Annotated in this window: 19 protein-coding genes; 8 read left to right on the forward strand and 11 right to left on the reverse strand. The window is 34.5% G+C overall.

What is annotated here, in order from left to right; translation table 11 throughout:
- Window positions 1-6 precede the first annotated feature (6 nt).
- A complete protein-coding gene (locus tag C1638_RS02420; RefSeq protein WP_109617861.1) occupies window positions 7-492 on the reverse strand; it encodes a hypothetical protein in 486 nt (161 codons plus the stop codon).
- 9 nt (window positions 493-501) lie between these two features.
- Window positions 502-3,465 (reverse strand): tetratricopeptide repeat protein, encoded by a 2,964-nt coding sequence (locus tag C1638_RS02425; RefSeq protein ID WP_109617863.1) that lies wholly within the window; start codon window positions 3,463-3,465, stop codon window positions 502-504.
- A gap of 255 nt (window positions 3,466-3,720) precedes the next feature.
- Between C1638_RS02425 and C1638_RS02430 the strand changes: the two genes are divergently transcribed.
- From C1638_RS02430 to C1638_RS02440, 3 genes are all read left to right on the forward strand, one after another.
- Window positions 3,721-5,961 carry a CocE/NonD family hydrolase gene (locus C1638_RS02430; RefSeq protein WP_109617865.1) on the forward strand — a complete coding sequence of 747 codons (2,241 nt, stop codon included), beginning with the start codon at window positions 3,721-3,723 and terminating at the stop codon, window positions 5,959-5,961.
- A 103-nt stretch (window positions 5,962-6,064) separates the two neighbouring features.
- Window positions 6,065-7,747, forward strand: coding sequence for an APC family permease (locus tag C1638_RS02435; protein ID WP_109617867.1), 1,683 nt, complete (start codon window positions 6,065-6,067; stop codon window positions 7,745-7,747).
- Window positions 7,748-7,905: 158 nt separating this feature from the next.
- Window positions 7,906-8,238, forward strand: coding sequence for an Mpo1-like protein (locus C1638_RS02440; RefSeq protein ID WP_109617869.1), 333 nt, complete (start codon window positions 7,906-7,908; stop codon window positions 8,236-8,238).
- A 103-nt stretch (window positions 8,239-8,341) separates the two neighbouring features.
- Here C1638_RS02440 and C1638_RS02445 read toward each other — a convergent pair whose 3' ends face one another.
- From C1638_RS02445 to C1638_RS02460, 4 genes are all read right to left on the reverse strand, one after another.
- A complete protein-coding gene (locus tag C1638_RS02445; protein ID WP_109617871.1) occupies window positions 8,342-8,794 on the reverse strand; it encodes a hypothetical protein in 453 nt (150 codons plus the stop codon).
- Window positions 8,795-8,812: 18 nt separating this feature from the next.
- Window positions 8,813-9,271, reverse strand: coding sequence for a lipocalin-like domain-containing protein (locus C1638_RS02450; protein ID WP_109617873.1), 459 nt, complete (start codon window positions 9,269-9,271; stop codon window positions 8,813-8,815).
- Window positions 9,271-10,080 (reverse strand): hypothetical protein, encoded by an 810-nt coding sequence (locus tag C1638_RS02455; protein ID WP_109617876.1) that lies wholly within the window; start codon window positions 10,078-10,080, stop codon window positions 9,271-9,273. The genes C1638_RS02450 and C1638_RS02455 overlap by 1 nt, the downstream gene beginning before the upstream one ends.
- An 82-nt stretch (window positions 10,081-10,162) precedes the next feature.
- Window positions 10,163-12,184, reverse strand: a complete 2,022-nt coding sequence (locus C1638_RS02460) for a DUF3857 domain-containing protein (protein WP_109617877.1) — start codon at window positions 12,182-12,184, stop codon at window positions 10,163-10,165.
- Window positions 12,185-12,332: 148 nt separating this feature from the next.
- Between C1638_RS02460 and C1638_RS22595 the strand changes: the two genes are divergently transcribed.
- Window positions 12,333-12,944 carry a DUF4377 domain-containing protein gene (locus C1638_RS22595; protein ID WP_228427997.1) on the forward strand — a complete coding sequence of 204 codons (612 nt, stop codon included), beginning with the start codon at window positions 12,333-12,335 and terminating at the stop codon, window positions 12,942-12,944.
- 112 nt (window positions 12,945-13,056) lie between these two features.
- On the opposite strand, the gene C1638_RS02475 is transcribed toward C1638_RS22595, so the two are convergent.
- Both C1638_RS02475 and C1638_RS02480 read right to left on the reverse strand, forming a co-directional pair.
- Entirely contained in the window at window positions 13,057-13,995 is a 939-nt protein-coding gene (locus tag C1638_RS02475; RefSeq protein ID WP_109617879.1) for an SPFH domain-containing protein, read from the reverse strand.
- A gap of 108 nt (window positions 13,996-14,103) precedes the next feature.
- Entirely contained in the window at window positions 14,104-15,459 is a 1,356-nt protein-coding gene (locus C1638_RS02480; RefSeq protein ID WP_109619059.1) for a deoxyguanosinetriphosphate triphosphohydrolase, read from the reverse strand.
- A 212-nt stretch (window positions 15,460-15,671) separates the two neighbouring features.
- Here C1638_RS02480 and C1638_RS02485 point away from each other — a divergent pair, with 212 nt between their 5' ends.
- Entirely contained in the window at window positions 15,672-16,298 is a 627-nt protein-coding gene (locus C1638_RS02485) for a class I SAM-dependent methyltransferase (protein ID WP_109617881.1), read from the forward strand.
- Window positions 16,299-16,324: 26 nt separating this feature from the next.
- On the opposite strand, the gene C1638_RS02490 is transcribed toward C1638_RS02485, so the two are convergent.
- Complete coding sequence (locus tag C1638_RS02490) at window positions 16,325-17,050, reverse strand: LytR/AlgR family response regulator transcription factor (RefSeq protein WP_109617883.1); 726 nt, start codon at window positions 17,048-17,050, stop codon at window positions 16,325-16,327.
- Window positions 17,050-18,126, reverse strand: a complete 1,077-nt coding sequence (locus C1638_RS02495) for a sensor histidine kinase (RefSeq protein WP_109617885.1) — start codon at window positions 18,124-18,126, stop codon at window positions 17,050-17,052. The genes C1638_RS02490 and C1638_RS02495 overlap by 1 nt, the downstream gene beginning before the upstream one ends.
- Before the next feature lie 193 nt (window positions 18,127-18,319).
- On the opposite strand from C1638_RS02495, the gene C1638_RS02500 reads away from it, so the two are divergent.
- Entirely contained in the window at window positions 18,320-18,748 is a 429-nt protein-coding gene (locus C1638_RS02500; RefSeq protein ID WP_109617887.1) for a hypothetical protein, read from the forward strand.
- 33 nt (window positions 18,749-18,781) lie between these two features.
- Here the strand turns inward: C1638_RS02500 and C1638_RS02505 are convergent, their stop codons facing one another.
- Window positions 18,782-19,117, reverse strand: a complete 336-nt coding sequence (locus C1638_RS02505; protein ID WP_109617888.1) for a DMT family transporter — start codon at window positions 19,115-19,117, stop codon at window positions 18,782-18,784.
- Window positions 19,118-20,214: 1,097 nt separating this feature from the next.
- Between C1638_RS02505 and C1638_RS02510 the strand changes: the two genes are divergently transcribed.
- Window positions 20,215-20,934 (forward strand): AAA family ATPase, encoded by a 720-nt coding sequence (locus C1638_RS02510; RefSeq protein WP_109617890.1) that lies wholly within the window; start codon window positions 20,215-20,217, stop codon window positions 20,932-20,934.
- A complete protein-coding gene (locus C1638_RS02515) occupies window positions 20,931-21,680 on the forward strand; it encodes a YggS family pyridoxal phosphate-dependent enzyme (RefSeq protein WP_109617891.1) in 750 nt (249 codons plus the stop codon). The genes C1638_RS02510 and C1638_RS02515 overlap by 4 nt, the downstream gene beginning before the upstream one ends.
- The last annotated feature ends 7 nt before the right edge of the window (window positions 21,681-21,687 follow it).

A 21,687-nucleotide genomic window follows, 5' to 3' on the forward strand; every position in this document is an offset into this window, starting at 1 on the left:
CGGGATCTATTTATTGGAAGCTATATAATTTCCCAACAAAGCCTTCCCTGACTGTTTTGAAAAAGTTTTGCCTAATCTGAATATATTAAACAGCCAAAGGCTTTGATAAACTTTTAAATTGTATTGATAATTTTTCGTTGTATTCTTCTCGGCAATATCATAGCTGTAAGAAATATCATATGGAAACCCCGAGGGCATCAATCCTAGTGTTATCATACTTCCAATCATTGGATTTCCACAGAAAGGAGTACGGGTTGTCATAGGATGCAATGTTATTTTTACGGCATTGGTACTGTCATCTACAATTTCATAAATTTTGGAATGTTTTAAAATGTCAAATTCTTTCTTAAGCTCCTTATTCGCTACAAAAACTTTCTGTTTTGTAAAGTCTGCCTTTACATTTCTGTATTCTTTATCAGAAACATTATAAGCAGGAATACAACTCCACAGCGAAGCAGAAACTAAAAAAGAATATATTATTATTTTAAACACCTTCAATTCTTATTTCTTAATCTGTTTTTTAACTTCTTTTGCTTCTGCAATAATTTCAGGGAAATCCTTGTAGTTTGCAATAATCTGGTCACAGGTATAACTTGCCTGATAATTATCTTTCAAGCCTATATAGTTCTTAGCCATTAATACCAATGCTTTCGCTCCCCAATATTCTTCGGAAGCATAATTATTCGCAAGCTTAAAGATCGTTTCATTGGAAGACTTGAATGCCTTACCTTTATTTTGATAATAAGCCTTTGCATAGAATGCTTCTGCTGCTACAGAGGTATTGGATGATTTTTCAAGGGAAGTATAGGCAGACTGAGCGTCTTTATCCTTTCCGGAATTCATTAAACTTCTTGCCTTAATCACTTTTGCAGTTTCAATTACTGCAGCCGAGTTTTTAGAATTGGCAATTACCGCATTGGCTAATTTTTCAGCTTCAGAGAAGTTCTTTTCATCCGCATACAGTTTCATTAGCTCAACATTTGCGTAATTTTTAATGCTGATATTGGAAGAGTTTTTAATACCCTCCAGATACTTTTTCGCTTCCGTGGTATTCCCTTGTGTAATGAAGATTTGAGCTAAACGAGTTTGTGCATCATCCTGGTAATCATTCTGAATTCCAGCAACTTCCTGCAGCACAAGTAAAGCTTTAGTTGAATTATTAGTTTGATAGTAACTTTCTCCTAATTCATATTTAGCCTGATACAATCCCTCACCTGTTGGGTTCTGTGTCAGATACTTTTCGTAGTAAGAAATAGCATTTTTATAGTCTTTCTTCGCAAAGTATTGTTTTCCGGTAGATAAGTTGATTTCATCAATTTCAGAAGCATCAACATTCACTCCGATATTTCTTGCAAAACTTTCATATCCTGAAACATCACCATTCTTCGTAAAGATTGGTTTTGTAGCCTGAACTATTTTTGTAGCATACGCTGTATTTTTATACTGCTCACCCAATGACTTCAACTCGGAAAGAGCTTTATCATTCTGGTTTTGGTCAATATAATTTTGAGCTCTGTAAATGGAAGCATTGGCAATCAAATCCTTGTCTGAAGATGTTTTAATTACCTTTCCAAAATAATCATTGGAGTTGGCAAAATCATCCTGAGCCGCATAGGCAGTTCCAATTTCGTATTGTGCATCATCGTAATATTCGGAATCCGGATATTTCGATAAAAGATTTTTTAAATTATTGATTTTTGCCTGAGTATCCCCTTTAAATCCTAAAGCCATTGCTTTTTGGTAAACGGTATAATCTGTAACATCTTCGTTTTTATCGTAGATAGCAATGGCTTCGTTCAGATCATTATTGGCGTAGTGAATATCTGCAAGACGAAGCTCAGCATCATTTTTAAATTCAGGTTTCGGATTGGTCAGATATTGTTTGAAATACGTTTGTGCCTGATCAAATTTCTTGGATTTAAAATAAGCATATCCTAAATCATAAGGCAATTGTTGCTTTTCAGGGAAAGTCTCATTAAGAAGCTTTTCGTAACGAACAATGGCAGACGGATAGTTTCCTTTCTGATAATATACCTGCGCAAGCCAGTATAAAGCTCTGCTGTTAAATTCTTTATTGATATTGAATCCTAAACTTCTCAGGAAATATTTTTCAGCTTCATCATAATTTCCTTTATTGAATTCTTCCGTTCCCAATAAATAAGAAACTTCCTGATCTACTTTATTGATCTCAGGAGTAGAACCCTGCAGCTTATCAATAGCATTCAATGTTTCTTTATAATTTCCGGAATACAGGTATGATTTCACCAATAGCGATCTCATTTCTGAAGCATTGGATCCATTCTGATTATCGCTGATATAATTTTGAATAACAGTAGACGGATTTTCAAACGGATTACCGATATCATATCCTAGTTTAGCGTATTGTTCATGGGCCAGTTTTTTCACTTTCGCATCATAATCCATCTGGTAAGAAGAACGGAATGCAGAAAGAGCCTCCTGCTTTTTATCAACAGCCAGATAGGCATTTCCTAATTGATAATAAGCATTTTGTGCCAGTGCAGAATTACTGTTAATAAGCTGATTATAATATGAAACCGCCTCGTCATACTTTTTAAGCTGTGCTGCAACGAATCCCATTTCATAAAGATCATTTTCAGATGGGTTCTGCTGTACATTCAGATAATCTTTCAAATGCGGATAGGCAGAAGAATAGTCGCCTTTCATGAAGTAACTCTCTCCAATGATCTTGTGAACCTCTGCTTTATAGGATTCTGAAATATTTTCGTTCAATAGTGCATTTCCTTCAGAAATAGCCTTATCATAGTTCTTGTCATTGTAGTACATCTGTACATAATAAGGACGTACCAGCTTTGAAAACTTATCCTGATCCTTAACAGAATCAAAATACTGGAAAGCCTTATCATTTTGTCTGTTGCTGTAATACAAATGTCCAAGCATATAGGCAATATCACCTTTTTGAGACTGATCAGCTGTTTTATAGGCTTCTTCAAGAGCATCAGTAGCTCCTTTAGAATCTCCCATCATGAATTTTGCATATCCAAGCTTCAGAATATACTGTGTATTTTCCTCTTTTGAAAGCTGGTATTGGTTAACCTTTTTAAGGGTTTCCAACGCTTTGTCAAAATCCTTTTTCGCCAGATAGTAATCTGCCAAAGGAAGATTAGCCTGAGCAAAGTAGGCAGAGTTTGGATATTCTTTCATGAAAGCCGTCAATCCATCCTCAGCATGATTTTTCTGAAGAATAACCCCTATCACATTGTCAAAAAACTGAGCCGCTTCCTTTTTTGAACGAGACAAATTCTGATTATAGAAATATTGTCTTGCATATTCGTATTGGGAAGCGTTGTATATTTTGGTCTGATAAAGATTTTCAGCTAGATTGAATCTATAATTTTCTTTCTGTGTAAAATATTGGGACTGTTGAGCATCGGAAATTCCGAAGTATATGACCGCAGCCGCTAAAAGTATTTTTTTTGATTTCATTCTTCTCGTATAAGAAAATTAGTCTAAATAAGTTAACGAAAATATTAAAAACTTATTGTTTAAGCAAGTTTTAACAGATTTAATACTCTAAGATAAATATTTAACAATAATGAAAACATTTCACTATCACATGATAAAATTTATTAATTTCGTCTGATAAAATCTAAACAATTTTAGTAAACAGTTATCAAAAATTCATTTTGACCTGATACCTTTTCAACAGCAGCTAAAAACATACCATAAACACACTGTAATATGAAATTTAAGATACTTTTAGCATTAATTTTTGTAAACCTCATGCAGGCTCAAAAATTTTATTTTCCAAAAACAGCAGTCTCCGATTCTCTTATTTTAGAAAAACAAATGCCCGGACTGGCTGCAAAAGTGATCTCTAATCTGCAGACTGTGAAGCATAAACCTGAAAATAATCTAGATTTTCTAGATAATCTTTTCCGTTTACAAATCGTTGCCAAAGATTATAAAAAGGCAATAATAACTCTGTCTGAGTATCGTAATGAATTTGCTGATCATAATATGGCCGGATACAAATCTATGGGATATGAATTGTATAGTCTGGCAAAATTAGCTCAAACAGAAACCAAGGCTTCTTTTCCTAATGCTCTTCAGACTGTTTTCAACAAAAAGTATGAAAGCATTGATGAAAAACTGATTCCCAGAATTGGAGCAGCTATTGAGGCCGATGTAAATGATTCCAAAAAACTTCTGAAAAAAGTATTGAGCAAACAACAAGGAAAAGACAGCATAGATTATAATTCTGCACTAGCTTTATGTAAAACTTATCTCAACTATAAAACATACTCCAGTATTTTACCTCAGGCTTCAAAACTGCTTGAATCAAAGGACCAGGAAAAATTTATTATTGAAACTAAGGACCTTAAAACAAAATACGGAAACACCTTAACGATTACCATTGTCAGAAAAAAAGAAAATAAGTCTCCACTTCCGGTTATTCTTGCCAGTAATATTTATGCGGGACAATTTGATAGTTTCTTCGGAAAAAGAGCTGCAATCTACAACTATGTAGGAGCAGTAGTAAACACCCGTGGTAAAAGAAACAGTAATGATGAGAACAATCCGTTTGAATATGAATCACAGGATATCTACGAAGTTATAGACTGGATAAGCAAGCAGCCTTGGTGCAATGGAAAGGTAGGAATGATGGGAGGAAGCTATCTAGGATTCAGTCAATGGGCTGCTGTAAAAAAACTACATCCTGCATTAAAAACAATTGTACCACAAGTAGCAGTAGGAATCGGGATTGATTATCCTTCTCAGAATAATGTATTCATGAGCTATATGCTAAGGTGGATTCAGTATGTTACCAATAATAAGTATACAGACGAATTGGATTTTGGCAACGCTACAAAATGGGATTCCATTAATACGAAATGGTATAAAAGTGGAAAATCATTCAGGGCATTAGATACTATAAGTGGTAAGCCTAGTAAAATATTCCAAAGATGGCTAGATCACCCGGGATATGATCAGTATTGGAAAAAAATGGTTCCTTACAAAGAGGAATTTGCCAAAATAAATATTCCGATCTTAACTACCACCGGATATTACGATGATGATCAGATAGGTGCCTTATATTATTTCAAGGAACATAATAAATACAATAAAAATGCTGAGCATTATATGACAATAGGCCCTTATACTCATGGTGGGGCGCAAAGCATCGGGTACACCTATGTGGAGGGAAATCCTATAGACCCAGCTGCCAGAATCAGTATTGATGACCTTGCTTTTTCTTGGTTTGATTATATTCTTAAGAATGGTAAAAAACCTGAAATTTTAAAGGATAAAGTCAATTTTCAGATCATGAACACCAACACATGGAAACATGTTCCCACTCTTGATCAAATGCATACTTCTACTCTTAAGTTCTACCTTCAGAATAGTAAAAATAATTCCTCTGTCTTTAATAAACCCGGAAGCCTGAGTTTTACCAAACAAACTGTTGATTTCAAAAACAGAGATGATAAAGATACTTATTATGTGGTAAGCAAAAAAGACAGTATTAAAACCACCGATTTCATTTATTTTGAAAGTGAGGTACTGGATAAAGATCTTATTATGAGTGGAAATCTTTCAGGCGTTTTCAATATTTCTATCAATAAAAAGGATGTAGACACAAGTACTCTTCTTTACGAGATCAAGCCGGATGGAAAATCGTTCTGGTTATCTACCCATCTGGCAAGAGCCAGTTATGCTAAGGATAATGAAGTACGTCAACTTCTTGAGCCTAATAAAATTCAGCAAATTCCAATCAAGCAGTCAATATTTATGAGTAAGAAGATTAAAAAAGGAAGTAAGCTGCTATTATTGGTTGGTGTCAACAAAAATTCGGCATGGCAGATCAATTATGGGACGGGTAAAGATGTAAGTGAAGAAACCATAAAGGATTCTGGAGAACCGCTGGAAGTAAAATGGTATAACGACAGCTATGTGGAAATACCTGTTTATGAAGACTAAAGGCTTTTCGTTAAGTATTTTTACCTAAATGTTCTTAACGACTGTTAACATCAAAATAAAAAATCATTACATTTGTTTTTTTCAAATCAAATATAGTTATTGAATGAGTCAACTTTTTAGAAGAAAAATCTATTCGGATACAGACACATCGACAGGACTTTTAAGAGTTTTAGGTGTATGGGACATTGTATTTTTTGGTATTGCGGCGATTATAGGAGCTGGAAGTTTCAGTAGTTTGGGAGAAGCCGTTTTTAGAGGTGGTCCCGGTGTTATCCTTCTATATTTGATTTGTGGCTTTGCTTGTGGGTTTACCGCTTTATGCTATGCTGAATTTGCCAGCAGAATTCCTACAGCAGGCTCTGCGTATACGTATGCCTACGCCAGTTTCGGGGAACTGATTGCCTGGATAATCGGATGGGCTTTGATTATGGAATATTCCTTTGGGAACATCTATGTTGCATTCTCATGGTCTGATTATTTCACGAGCTTCCTTGGGCGTCTCGGCATGCATATTCCGGATTATCTTACTTGTAGTTATACAGAGGCCAGTAAAGCTTTTAGAAATGGCTCAGAAAATAAAGAATTATTAAACGCTTGGAAATCAGCTCCATTGATTGGAAATCTAAAATTCATTGTAGATATTCCGGCCTTGGTAATCAATGGTTTAATTACCTGGCTTTGTTATGTTGGAGTAAAGGAAAGTAAAAACTTTAACAACTCTTTAGTAATCCTAAAGCTTGGTGTAATCTTATTGGTTATTGTAGTTGGCTTTTCTTATATCAATACAGACAACTGGACTCCAATAAGCCCTACCACAGGTAGTCCATCCTTTATGCCAAATGGCTTTACGGGAGTAATGAGCGCTGTTTCAGGGGTATTCTTTGCTTATATTGGTTTTGATGCATTAAGTGTTCTTTCTGAGGAGACAAAGGATCCGCAGAAAACACTTCCAAAAGGGATGATTATCTCTCTTGTATTGTGTACAGTAATCTATATTGCACTTACCTTGGTATTAACAGGTATGGTGGATTACAAAAAATTCGATGGTGTAGGAGATCCGCTTTCATTCATATTTGAAAAAACAAATGCAAATGTAGCATGGATGGAGCTTGTAGTTTCGTTTGTGGCTATTGTTGCCATTACCACTGTATTATTGGTTTTCCAGATGGGACAGCCAAGAATCTGGTATGCAATGAGCCGTGACGGATTAATGCCTCAAAAGTTTCTGACTATTCACCCAAAATACAAAACACCTTCTTTTGCAACTATTGTTACAGGTATTGTAGTGGGAATCCCTATTTTGTTTACAGATAAAACGTTCATCTTAGATTTTACAAGTATTGGAACCATCTTCGCTTTCGTATTGGTTTGTGCAGGAGTTCTTGTTCTTCCGGCTAAGGAGAAGATAAAAGGCAGGTTCCATCTTCCTTATATTAATGGTAAAATTATTTTCCCTGTTGTTTTTATTGGCGGGTTAATTACTTTTTACTACTGGCAACCGGAATTTTTCCAAACTCTTATGAATTGGGGAGATCCTAAAGAAGGAGAATTCAGAGCCTCTATTTTCTTCTTTATTATCATCAATCTGATCCTATGTGTTGTAACTTTCATCAAGAACTTATCATTAATTCCATTGATTGGATTAAGTTCATGCCTGTATCTTCTTACAGGAATGAGCCACGAGAATTGGTTCTGGTTCGGAATGTGGTTCCTGATCGGTATGGTAATTTACTTCTGCTACGGATACAAAAACAGTAAATTAGGAAAACAATTAAAAAATAGCTAAATAAGCAACAAATACAATTGCGGAAAGGCAAAATAGCAAAGAGGTTAAATCCGATGGAGGGACCGATTGGCTATTTTGCCTTTTTTCTTTTTTATCCTTTTGTGAAAATCGGCAGAATTATTGCTTTAACTTCAATAGAATCAATAAACTAGACCACCATGACTGAAAGGATCAAAACATACAGAGAATTTTATCAGTTTTATCTTACTGAGCACAGTAAAACAGGAACCCGAATTTTTCACTTTATCGGAACCCTGCTCATATTCTTTGTAATAGGCTATGTTATCAGCTCCGGCAAGGAAAGGTTTCTATGGTACATCCCGATTGTAGGATACGGATTTGCGTGGTTTAGTCATGCGGTTATTGAAAGAAACAAACCTGCCACCTTTAAGTATCCGTTATGGTCTTTAATTTCAGATTTTAAGCTGTTTTTTGAGCTTTTAATCGGGAAACAGAAATTTATTACGAAGACTGGCAGCCAGCCTCATTAAACTTAAATTTTTTGATAATTTACAGGGTTGCAAAAAAGGAAAACTTTATTGCAAGTGGTATGCTATGCTTTGAAAATACGTTAAAACCGTACACTTCTTGCTTCTAACTTTTATTTTGAGCCTGTATTTTCTTTCCTATTAAATATCCTAAAGACGGCAGAATTAAGGATAATAGCAATGGCACAACTAATGAAAAACCACTTCCCTCCAACACTACAATTAAAGGAAATACAAATGCATTATAGGCAATCAGCGCCAAGGTAAACATAAAGCTATTACCACCCGCTGTTGAAAAAAGATTAAAATCATTTCCAAACTGATCAAACAGTCCGGACATTGCAAATAATAAAACATTTATAAAGAACATCCACAAAACAGATCTGTATGTCATTTTTTTCTTTGCATTAAGATATCCCGCAAGAATTAAAAGAAGTGACATGATTGCAGAAATCGTGTAATCTACACCAGACATACTCACTTCGCTCCCACTTTTTTCAAAGAAATAAATGGCATACAACAACAAATTGATGAGATAGATTACTGTAACATAGTTCATAGGTTAAAAATTTAATATTTAGTATTGCTTTTCGAGAATGCTGTAATGAATGGTATTCAATACCGCTTCTAATTTTGCATCACTATTCTTTGCAGGAATTGGAATATAGCTGGAGAATAGCATTGTCTTATCTTTATTGAACGTCACAACCACTTCTTCAAGAATATTTTTATCATCCACAAAAAACTGAATTCTGTTATCTACAATTCTCCAAAAAGACAGTCGGGGTTCAGATGGCATGCAGTCCCCTACACTTCCTTCCACATAATTATAAATAGCAAAGCCATCCTCTCGGAGAGCGTAGTTTCTCATTAGACGACAATTGTCAAAATCTTTTTTAACCTTTGTTTTACTTTCGTAAAATCCTGATTCTTTTAACTTCCAGAATCCCAACACATCCTCTTTCTTTAATTTCTGCGCACTCACAAGGGAGGAGAAAACCAAAATAAAAGTAGTGGACAATATCATTCTTATCATTACTTTTTCTTTTTCTTTTTGTTGATTTTCTTATTATTTGAGCTTTCTGGTTGCTTATCCATATCTTCTCCAAGATCAATAAGACCCATGGAAAGCATAGATGCAGGATCTCCGTTTTTTTCGCCCTCTTTCCAGATTTCAAAAGCTTTATCATTAAGTCCTAAAAGATGATAGTAGGCTCCAAGAACGTTGTATCCCTCTGTTTCACCAAGGTTTATTATTTTTTTGGAAAGCTCGATCAATTCAGGGTGAGGCTTAAGTTTTTGAGCCTTAAGTTTTTCATGATCTCCTAAAAAACCGGGCGTATACTCCATCATTTTTAATCCAAAGGTATTGAGGCATGCCTTAGCTAAACCTTGATTACAAAAGCTTTCACTGATAGCAGTAAAATCATTGGAAAACAAAGCATCCAGACCAGACATATCTTTCGTCTTATCGTAATATGCAGCCAATAAAGCCGCTCTTTTTTGAGACTCCTCAGGATTTATTCTGTTATTAACCTCTGTACTGTCTTTTTTACGAATCCATACTCCATTTTTAACCCAGTCTGAAATCCCAATAAGTCGGTCTTTTTTAATTTTAAAAATAAAAACACTTTTATCAGGGATTACCACCAAGCTGTCATTTCTAGTAAAGTAATAACTGCTTCTCATTCCGCCGATTACCTTTCCGTTTCCATCAAAATTGAATTCCTTGTAAAAGGTTTCATTTCCCTGTTCTTCAAAATATCCCTGCAAGGCATTATCCGCCTTTTGAGCTGAGATAATGGTTATAAAAAAGGTAGAAGTCAGTACGAATAATTTTCTCATCTGTTATTTTCTTAATAGCAATATAATAGTTTGGATATGGACTGCTTTGCATACCCAAACCTTTTATCTTTACATCAATGTCTTATTTAAATCTCTTTTTAAAGCTGAACTTAAGTCTGTTCATCAATCCTGGTTCTATAATATCAACTCCCAGCCCAAAATTACTGTCAGCTACCGTATGATGGTCATTTCTGAATTTTTCAAATTCGTTTTGTGGAATTTCAATATTGACCAATGGATCATATTCAATAGTAACTGTTGCTCCGTTTTTACTTACTTTCTTCCTACTTTTATATTCAAAATAAGGATTATTAATGGTGCTTTCCTGAACTGTATATTTTTCTTCCGTATCAATCTTCTGATCGGTATACAGGTTAATTTCATACCTTTCTCTGTCGAAATTATGCCAGAAAGGTAAATCTTTATGCATAAAATCCCTTGCACTCGCTTTCACTACATTTCTGTCAAAGTACATCAGAAAACGATTATTTTGTGGATCCGTATAGTAAGGATTCTCCACGGTAGCAGAGTATTGAATTTTTATTTCATTTAACTTTTTATCATCGCTTGCTACATCTATAACAGCATCCTTAAATATATTTCTTATATCGGTTCCGTTTCTGTCATTAGAATAATTAAGACCATAAAAAAGGAAATTATTCCAGCTGTCTATGATTTCCCTTTTATTGGTAACTTTAAAATACCTCCTCATCGCGTTGGCACGATTCCCTTTATAAGTAGTTTCAACGTTCAGTTTTCCTATTAACCCTTGTACATTGAAGTCTATTTTTTCATTAAGGCAGAAATAGGGAAACTTAAATGGCTTTCTTATCTGAAGCTCCTGATCTCTTTTCACTTCAAGATAATGCATAAAATAGATAAACCCTCTATTTTCAATCAACCCGAATTCATCTCTGATAGTAGCATCAATAAAGTATTCCTCACCTTTGTAGGTAACCTTTACCACCACATGATTGAAGTTCAACAATGAAGGCAGATAATATTTAATATAATAATCTGTGTTGAAATTTACCAACACAACAGAGGCATCCACACCTATATAATCTAAGATAACCTTTAATAAAACAGATTTTGCCTTACAGTCACCCTGTTTATTTTCATAGGTTATGGCAGGCTCCTGTGGCTTATGCCCATTCATTTCATCGGCATTGAAGACATAATAGATATGATTCTGAACATATTCTATAGCAAACCGAAGTTTTTCATCCTGATCATGAATGTCATCCAACTTTTCTACTACATTGGGAGCAAAATCCTTTAAGGAAGATTTACTGAAAATTTCCTCATAAAAAGGAACAATATAATTGGAAAGATCTTTCCAGTTGTTGTCCGTAGCAAAGTCTATATAAGGGAAGATCTCACGCCCGGCATCTACAGGATTGATATAATTTTGTTCTTCAATAACGAAGCGTTCACCTTTCTTTAAGTGATTAATTTCCGGTTCCAGAACATTTCCCTGTTCATCCCTGAAAAATGTTTTTTTATAAGCGACAGTCTCTTCACGTTCATTAATAAATGTAAACTTAAAACTTCCGTACGCCCAATAATTATCCGGACTTACCCAAACATATTTTGAAAATTCCTTTCTCAGGAAATCACGATCTGTAAAAGGCTTAACCCTTGAGTCCTCCAGCACCAATACATCATATAGCCTAAGGTCTTTAATCGTAATATTAATTTTTTTATTACTGCTCAGGACTCCCCCGCTACTTTGATTTTCACTGTCGAGAACCTTAATTTTCGTATCCGGAATCTTATCTATTAAGACTCCATCTCTCAAAACACTAATCCTGTGAAGCTGATATATCTCATTTTCTTCCACAATAACATCAGAAACGGAAGCTCTTTCTAAATTTCCTGGCTCATTTAAAGTATAGGCCATACAGGCATACTCGCTATTTTCCTTATTGCTTGTGTAATATTTTTTGTCTAAAAAGTAACAGTAATCCCTGCCCTCATCTGTTTGTTTTCTGGCAAATTCGGAATCTTTGATGTGGTCTATAATCTCCTGGTCTCCAATATTCCCCGCCCACATTTCAGGCTTCTGAATCCTGTAATTTTCAACTTGAATTTGATTCTCCATATTTATATTTACGTATTATGTTCTTTGGTTATGATCATTAAGAACATCAAATTAAATGATTAAAAAACTAAAAAACAATAGAAGAACTGCGACAATTCCTGAAAAAGTTCGGCATGGTAATTGCCAAGTATGGTCTAAAATCAAGTTTATGAAAAGTATAGCAACAATTCTAAAAGGGGCGGCACCCGCATTAGCATTATTCGCAATGACACAATGTACAACTACCGCAGGAGCATCCTCAGCAGATGAAAAAACATTCATCGTAGGACCACAAACTGCAGATTGTACAGGAGTAGCTCCTATGAAATGTCTGCAGGTAAAGGAAAAGGCATCAGAAAACTGGACTAATTTCTACACGAATATCGATGGATTTACCTACGAGCCCGGATATGAATATGTTTTAAAGGTAAAAACAGAAAAAATAGCAAATCCACCCGCTGATGGTTCTTCCATCAAATATACATTGGTAAAGCAGGTTTCCAAAACTAAAAAAGAAGCTGCAGCCAATGAAAAAACACTTATCATAGGATCACAAACTGTAGATTGTTCTGCAGGAGCGGGACGTATGAAGTGTATGCAGGTAAAAGAGAATGCTTCTGAAAACTGGAGTAACTTCTACAGCCATATTGAAGGGTTTACTTATGAGCCAGGTTATGAATATGTTTTGAAAGTAAAAACAGAAAAAATTGCCAATCCACCGGCAGATGCGTCTTCAATTAAATATACATTGATAGAACAGGTTTCTAAAACCAAGAAATAATAATAAAAAACTCCGAAGAAATTTCTTCGGAGTTTTTTTATGTGTACATCTGAAAAAAGAAGTTTTATCAAACAATTGGTATACTTCTTTATTCAGTCTTTCTATTTCTTTATTAATATCCCTGCTCTTTTTGAGGCGGTTCAGGATATTTCCCTTTACTTACTTCTCCTACAGTGTTGGCTGTAGTCATAGCCACTACCAGATCATTCAGCATATTGCTTGCTGCAGTAGGTGAATTTGGAAGAAGTACAAGGTTGCTTCGGGTACTTGCTCCTACAGAATGTAAAGTATCATAATGCTGTGTTACAACAATAAGTGCAGACGCCTCATGCGAATTGATATCCACATTGTTCAGCATTCTTACCGATTCTTCAAGACCTTTTGCAATTTCTCTTCTTTGATCTGCAATCCCCTGCCCTTGTAGCTTTTTAGATTCTGCTTCAGCTTTTGCTACAGCAACAATTCTGATTCTTTGTGCTTCAGATTCATATTCTGCGGCTGTTTTTTCTCTTTCGGCAGCGTTAATTCTGTTCATGGCATGCTTTACCTGCTCATCCGGATCAATATCTGTTACCAGCGCTTTGATAATATCATATCCGTAGCTGTTCATCGCTTCCTGAAGTTCACCTTTTACTGCTACTGCAATATCATCTTTTCTTACGAAAACATCATCAAGCTTCATTTTAGGAACTTCTGCACGTACTACATCAAACACAAAAGATGTAATTTGGTTTTCAGGATTTTCCAAACGATAGTACGCATCTCCCACCTGATTTCTGATTACCTGATACTGAACAGAAATTTTCATTTTAATGAATACATTATCTAATGTTTTGGTATCAATCATTACATCCAATTGCTGAATTCTAAGATTCAGTCTTTTAGCAATCTGATCAATGATAGGAAGCTTAAGATGTAATCCGGAGTGCTTTACTCCCTGAAATTTCCCAAAACGTTCAATAATCGCAGCAGTTTCCTGCTTCACGACAAAGAATGATGCAAATAAAATGATTAGCCCAAAGATGATGACAGGCGCTATAAAAATACCCATAGTTTAATTTTTTATGATAAGTAGTAATAATATGTGTTTTGTTAAACCATCTAAGCTCATTTTAATAAGTTTAAACAGTTTTTCATAAATATACTACTTATTTTCAAACTAAACCGTCATTCCGATGTCTATTCCTTTAATTTTTCGATATAAATCAGTAGCATAGTTATCCGTCATTCCTGAAACAAAATCGATAATTCCGAGAACTTTTTGATAGTCTGTTCCGTTATCATATACAAACTGTCTTGGAAGAAGCTTTAATGCTTTTTTATCGTAGGATTTTCTTTCATCATCCGGCTTCAGAATGGATGGAATAAAGTGATCCAGCAATTCGTACATTACATTGTATCCTGCATTCTCAATTTCTACAACGGCTTTATGATTGTAAATTTTTTCGATGGAGAAAGATTCTATATCCTGCAAAGCGTTGTTTTCAGATTTATAGATATCCAAAAGTCCTTTATCCAGATTACCTTCCAAAATCGTTTCAAAGTTCTGCTTATAGATTTCAAGAGATTTATTGATTAGGGCATTGATTGCTTTAGCTCTCAAATAGGAGATCTTTTCATTTTCATTGGAAATGGAAACCAGTTTATTTTTAACCTTATCCATATCATTGCTTTCGGATTTTACCAGTTCAAAGAAAAGATTTTCACAGTCTGAAGTGGATACAATTCCTAGCCTGTGAGCATCCTCCATGTCAATAATATTATAACAGATATCATCGGCAGCTTCTACCAGCCATACAAACGGGTGTCTTTTAAAGATATGAGGTTCTTCGCTTTCTGAGATAAGCTGGGTTCCTTTTGCTATTTCAAGAAAGATATCTTTCTCATTCTGGAAGAACCCAAATTTTTTACGATGAATAATTCCTTTTTGCTTAGCTACGGCTTCACATGGGTATTTTGCAATACTTGCCAATGTAGAAAAAGTAAGCTGGATCCCTCCCGCATCTTTTCCCTGCTGTTGCTGAGCCAATACTCGGATAGCGTTTGCATTTCCTTCAAAATTAACCAAATCGGCCCATTCCTTTTCATTGAATTTTGATTTCAGATCCTTTTCATTCCTTTCAAAATAGCTTGCAATAGCATCTTCTCCGGAATGTCCAAAAGCAGGATTTCCCACATCATGACAAAGACATGCTGCTGCAATTACATTTCCTAAATTATATAGATAAAAATTCTTTGAATCTTCGGTAAGGTCATTTTTATAATCCTCAACAATAAATTCACCAATAATACTTCCTAAACTTCTTCCTACAGACGACACTTCCAGTGAATGTGTAAGCCTGTTATGTACAAAAACACTTCCGGGAAGAGGAAAAACCTGAGTTTTATTTTGTAGTCTTCTGAAAGCTGAAGAGAAGATTATTCTGTCGAAATCTCTTTGAAAATCAGTTCTTGAAACCTTAGTTTGCGGATTGTTTCCTGTACGTTGATTGGTGAAAATCTGGTTTAAATTCATCATTTTTCAAAATTACTCCAAATTTTAATTTTATGGAATAGTATTTAGATTTTTATTAAAGAGATCTCTCATTCAAAAAATCTATTGCAGTAAATGTTTTTCATGGCCGGAAACCAGAAGAAAATAGTCTACATTTGATGTGATAAAGCAGAATGAGGAATCTACTTCATTCTTGAAAATAATTTAAATACATCATTAAATTTCTTTTGTAAATGACAGACAACACGTGGCTCAACAGATGGGATGAGAGATACGACAGCGAACAGTTTGCGTATGGAACAGATCCTAATCATTATCTAAAAGAACAACTGAATAAATTAATTCCTGGCAGTATCCTTTTCCCGGCAGAAGGTGAAGGACGAAATGCTGTTTTTGCAGCTACAAAAGGATGGAATGTTTCTGCTTTTGACATCAGTGCCAATGGTCAGAAGAAAGCTTTTCAGCTTGCTGAGCAAAACCATGTGAATATTGATTATCAGGTGGGAGAATTATCTACTTTGAATTATCAGCAGGAGCAGTTTGATGCTATCGCTCTTATTTATGCCCATTTTCCGGCATCTGTTAAATCTTCGATACATCAAATGCTGAATCAGTATCTGCGAAAAGGTGGTTTTATTATTTTTGAAGCTTTCAGTAAAAATCATCTTGAATACATTGCCAAAGATGAAAAAGTAGGAGGCCCAAAAGATATTGAATCCCTGTTTTCTATAGATGAAATTAAAGCTGATTTTCAGGATTATAATATCGTGGAACTTACAGAAAAAGAGATTGATCTTAATGAAGGGTTATTCCATAACGGAACAGGCTCTGTTATTCGTTTTGTGGGTCAGAAAATGTAAACTTAATGAAGTCTTTATTGATGATTTTATAAGTCAGAATTGAGAAATCCGCCGGCATATTTTGCGAAAAAATCAGCTCTATATACTTCTCCGATCGGAATCTCGGCTTCTTCTATATAGATATTATGATTATCAAAGGAATCAATATACTCTGTATTTACAACATATGATTTACTCACCCGAATAAAGTTTTCTCCTGACATTTTCTGATGGATTGTTTTCAGGTTCATTGCGGTAATGAGCTTCTGTTGCTTCGTATGCATTACAACATAATCTTTCAAGCCTTCGATAAACTTAATATCTGAAAAGCTGATCTTGTAAAATCGTCGGTCTGCTTTGATGAATAAAAAATCTGCGGTATTAGATTCTACTGTATTTTTTATGGTGTCTTTAGACAAAAGCTCTGTATATAAGATAGCTTTATCTATTGCCTTTTCTAATCTTTGGGAATCAATGGGCTTCAACAGATAATCTACCGCTTCAAGCTCATAGCTCTTCAATGCATATTGAGAATAGGCTGTGGTAAAGATAATCAGGGATCTCTTGGGAAGCATTTCAGCAAACTCCAACCCTGTTACCATCGGCATTTCAATATCCAGAAAAATAAGGTCTACATCATTGTCTTTAAGAAATTCTAATGCTGATGGTGCATTAGAAAATTCACCGAGGATATCAATCTTTGAGCTTTCTTCAATCAGCGAGCGCATTTCTGATCTTGCTAAAGGTTCATCATCTACTATAATACAGTTCATTATACAGGGATTTTTAAATTAACAGTATATTCTTTCTCTTCTGAGTGGATATTAAGTTCAAAGGTATCATTATACAGAAGTTCTAATCTTCTGGTGATATTAGCGAGTCCAAGTCCGCTGTTTTTCTTGTCTGAGACTATATAATCCGGATTTCTGGAATTTACACAGATAAAGTGAAGCAGCTTACTTTCAATCCTGATCTCTATTTTCACATAAGATTCTTTTCCACTGATATCTACACTGTGTTTTACCGCATTTTCTACAAAGGTGGTAAATAAGTTTGGAGGAATAAAGGTGGTATTAATGGTTCTTTTATCAGCCTCTATATGAATTTCAAAAGAAAAATGTTCCCTTCTTATTTTTTCGAGGTTCAAAAAATTGGACAGAAAATCAATTTCTGAAGTCAACAAAGTTTTTTCTTCACTGTTTTCATACAGCTGATATCTTAGAAACTCTGAAAGTTTCACAATAACCACAGATGCTTTTGCCGGATCTGTTCTTATCAAAGCCTTTACATTATTCAGCATATTGAACAGAAAGTGAGGATTGATCTGGTTTCTGAGCTCATTCAGCTCCATATTCAGAGTAAGATTGCTCAATTCGTTGATTCTTTTATTATCATTGATCCACTTCTGCAAAAGTTTGATTGTAGTGGTTGTCAGAATAATAGGAATACACATCAACACCCCTTCATAAATTCCGCCTTTTTCATTATCCCTCTGAATATGATCAATCCTGAAATCTGCAAAAAGAGTTCTTAAACCATATCCAATAATATTAAGCCCTACAACTCCTAATACAACAAGCAATACCAGATAGCTAAGGTATCGTGTTTTAAAGAAAAACCGAGGAACAAGTATATAGGTATTAATATAAACCATGACAATAAGTGCCGCATATACAAAGAATAGTACATAATACTGAGCGGCTCCTGAATAAGGATGCCAAAATCTGGCACTGTACAGCAAAAAGAAAAAGAAGATAAGAAATAACAGATGTCTTCGTAATCTATATTTTCTCTCCACCAGGAAGTCCATTACAAATGTTTCTTTAAATTTCCAAGTGCTGTATTTCATAGTGTGAGGCTAGCTTTATCATTCACAAAAATAGTCATTAACGTAAATTACAATTATTTTATTATACAAAACCTTAGTTTTATTATACTAATTATAGTCATCCTGGATTTTGTATAAAATACCAGCCATTTTGTATAAAAATAAAATATGTCTTTGGTTTTCTGTATTTCTTTGTAGCCTTTAAAAAATGCGCATGGAATTAACTACTTTTCACGAACTAACAAAGGAAATATCATTAGAATGTTTTTTTATGACAGAATCTCAAAAAGAAGAAAAAGTAATACAGCTTATTGATCTGCACCACTTTGTAGAGTGCTTTGATTCGAAGATAAAAATTCTGAACTACATTCATCATTCTATTAATATTGTAGAGCAAAACGGTGAGAAAAAAGGAATTCTGTTTTGTGACCTGAACCACTCTTCCGTTCCGGACAGCAATACTTCAGAAGAATTCAGAAGAAGACATGGGCTTTCTGAAATCTGGTTTGTTTTTGTAGAGGAAACGTCTGCCTCCAACATGGCAAACTATACGGATGCAATTATTGAAAACAGTCTGGATATTTTTTATGATAGAATTTTTTCATTCAATTTTTTCCAATCGATAATAAAAAGGTTGAAATAAATGATGAATAATATCCTTCAGTTTATTCACCAATTAATGCGTTCCCATTTTTGAAAATACATTAATAACAACTACCCCAATAACGATAAGAGCGATCCCGATAATAGCCGCTAAATCCGGAACCTGCTTGAAAGCTATAATCCCGATCATTGTTATAAAGACAATCCCGACTCCTGACCAAATAGCGTAAGTAATTCCTACCGGAATCTGACGAAGCGTTAAGCTCAAACAATAAAAAGCACAGGCATATCCTATTACAGTAATTACAGATGGCCACAGTTTAGAAAACTCTTCCGACTTTTTCAGAAATGTAGTGGCGATTATTTCACATATAATAGCTAAAGCAAGAAAAATATAACTGCGTCCCATACGATGTATTCTTTTATGCAAAAGTAATAAAACCTACTTCCTTTTTTCCTTTCCCTCAATAAAGAATCTTTGAAAAGCTAAATGATCCTTTTACATTTCCGATCTACTCAAGATTTACTCTGTGAGTCTACATTCTTTCTAAAAACAATACAACAACCTGTTAGTAAACATTTTAACCCAATAAAAGATTAGTATTTATATTTTACAATTTATAAATACTTCCAGATTAAAGCTGGAAATAAAATATGCTTTTTTCGATTTTGGCACAAATAGACAGCCTAGTAGTGTGTCATGGAATCTGACAACTGCCAAAAGGATCAACACAAAAAATCCCCAATAAAATAAATTTTGTTAACACAGAAATCGGTTTCTCGCTAAAATTTCACAACCCATTAAAACATTTTACAACAATATTATGCGTCACATTGTTTATTATTTGTTTTATCAAGTCTAATATAGAAGCCTGCAAACTGTTAACATTTTAATATTTTTTTCAAGGCATAATAATAAATATATTAATAAATTCATAATAATACATTAACACATTGTAAACAAAAAACCAACATAAAATTAATTAAAACACCCCTAACACACTGACATACATCATAGTATTTTACTTTGGCACGTGATTTGAAAGCTGTAATATTGCAATTGAAAGATTGATAAAATAAAGTCAAATAATTAAAAATAATACAAAATGGTAACTTATATCGGTATCGCAACATGTTTAGTAGTATTCTCATCATATTTCATGACAGTAAGAAGAGAAAGAAACTAATTATTAAAACAAAAAGCCTATAGCAAAACTATACTAATTATATTGTTTTATGTTTTTACTCTGAGAAATCAGATCGCTCTTTTACCATTAGGGTAAAAGGGCCCAAAAACATAGCAAAAAGATCTTAGTTTCATAACAAATTTTAATATCCAAATGAGAAAAGCCAGACATCTGTTTGGCTTTTCTTTTTGTTTTTAAACACCTAATCCCCTACCCTTATATTATTCCGCTGGCCCAGGTATTTATTATCAATCAGGATTTTATATAACATTCAATAAAGCTTTATCTTTGTTAATCCAAGAATTATTTAATCGACATCATGAATCTTTACAACCTCATCATCCAAGACAAGGAACAGGTAACCCTTAATGAAGTATTTCTCGATAAAAACAACAGGGACCATCTTGTGCAGCTTATTAAGGAAAATACCTACAGCAAAGAACTGCAGGAATATGGGCTTCCGGTGAATAATAAGATTTTACTTCAGGGAAGTTCAGGTTGCGGAAAAACAATGACAGCAAAGGCTATTGCCAATGCTCTGGGAAAAAATATTATTATTTTAAATTTAAGTAATATTGTTTCATCCCGTATTGGCGAAACTTCCCAGAATATTAAAATGATATTTGATAAGGCTGCAAGAGAAAGATCCGTTCTTTTTCTGGATGAGCTAGACCAGATTGGAAAAGCTAGAGGCAGTGATGATAAGGATGTGGGTGAAATGAGAAGGCTGGTGAACACTTTAATCCAACTCATCGATTATTACCCCGAAGATGCTCTTCTTCTCTGCGCAACCAATCACCCTGAGATCATTGACACCGCTTTACTGAGACGTTTTCAACTGAAGATCAATTACGAGATGCCGTCCAATGATTTTCTGGATACGTTCTATGATAAACTGCTCGCTAAGTTTCCTGAAGATATGAGGACTATTGAAAGAAAATACTCAATTTCTTTTGCAGAGGCTAAAGACCATGCTTTAACATCAGTAAAAGCTGCTTTAATAAAAAAACTAGAGGCCAAAGAAACCATCAAGTCATGAAAGAAGACATTCTCCATAACCTTGAAATCATCAATACCCGGATAAAAAACGCGTGTGAAAAAGCAGGTAGGAATCCTCATGAGGTTAAATTATTACTAGCCACCAAAACCGTTTCGGCAGAGCGCATCAAAATTGCACTGGAAAACGGACAAACCCTAATTGCTGAAAATAAAGTACAGGAACTGAAAGAAAAGTATGAAGATCTAAAAGCTATTCCTCACGAGAACCACTTTATCGGGCATCTTCAGAGCAATAAAATCAAGGACATCTTAAAGTATGATGTATCTTGTATTCAGTCTCTTGATCGTCTGGAATTGGCCGAAAAACTTCATCAAAAGCTTCTGGCAGGAAATAGGACAATAGAAGTTCTTATTCAGGTGAATACGTCCAATGAGGAAAGCAAATTTGGAATAGATCCTGATAAAGCTATTGAATTGATTAAAAAGATCTCTGAATTTTCTACATTGAAAATAAAAGGATTAATGACCATCGGACTCTTCAGTGCAGAAACAGAAAAGGTAAGATTGTGTTTTAAAATCCTGAAAAACCTACAACAGAAAATCTTCCAAGAAAAAATTCCTAATGTAGAAATGAACGAGCTTTCTATGGGAATGAGCGGAGATCTGGAAACCGCCATTGAAGAGGGAGCAACAATTGTACGTGTAGGAACAGCAATTTTTGGAGCGAGGATCTATCCTGATAATTATTACTGGGACGAGGGAAAAATTGAAAATAAAGGAATTTAATACTCAA

It is taken from the genome of Chryseobacterium oncorhynchi (assembly GCF_002899895.1).
In the GTDB taxonomy this organism is placed as follows: Bacteria; Bacteroidota; Bacteroidia; order Flavobacteriales; family Weeksellaceae; genus Chryseobacterium; species Chryseobacterium oncorhynchi.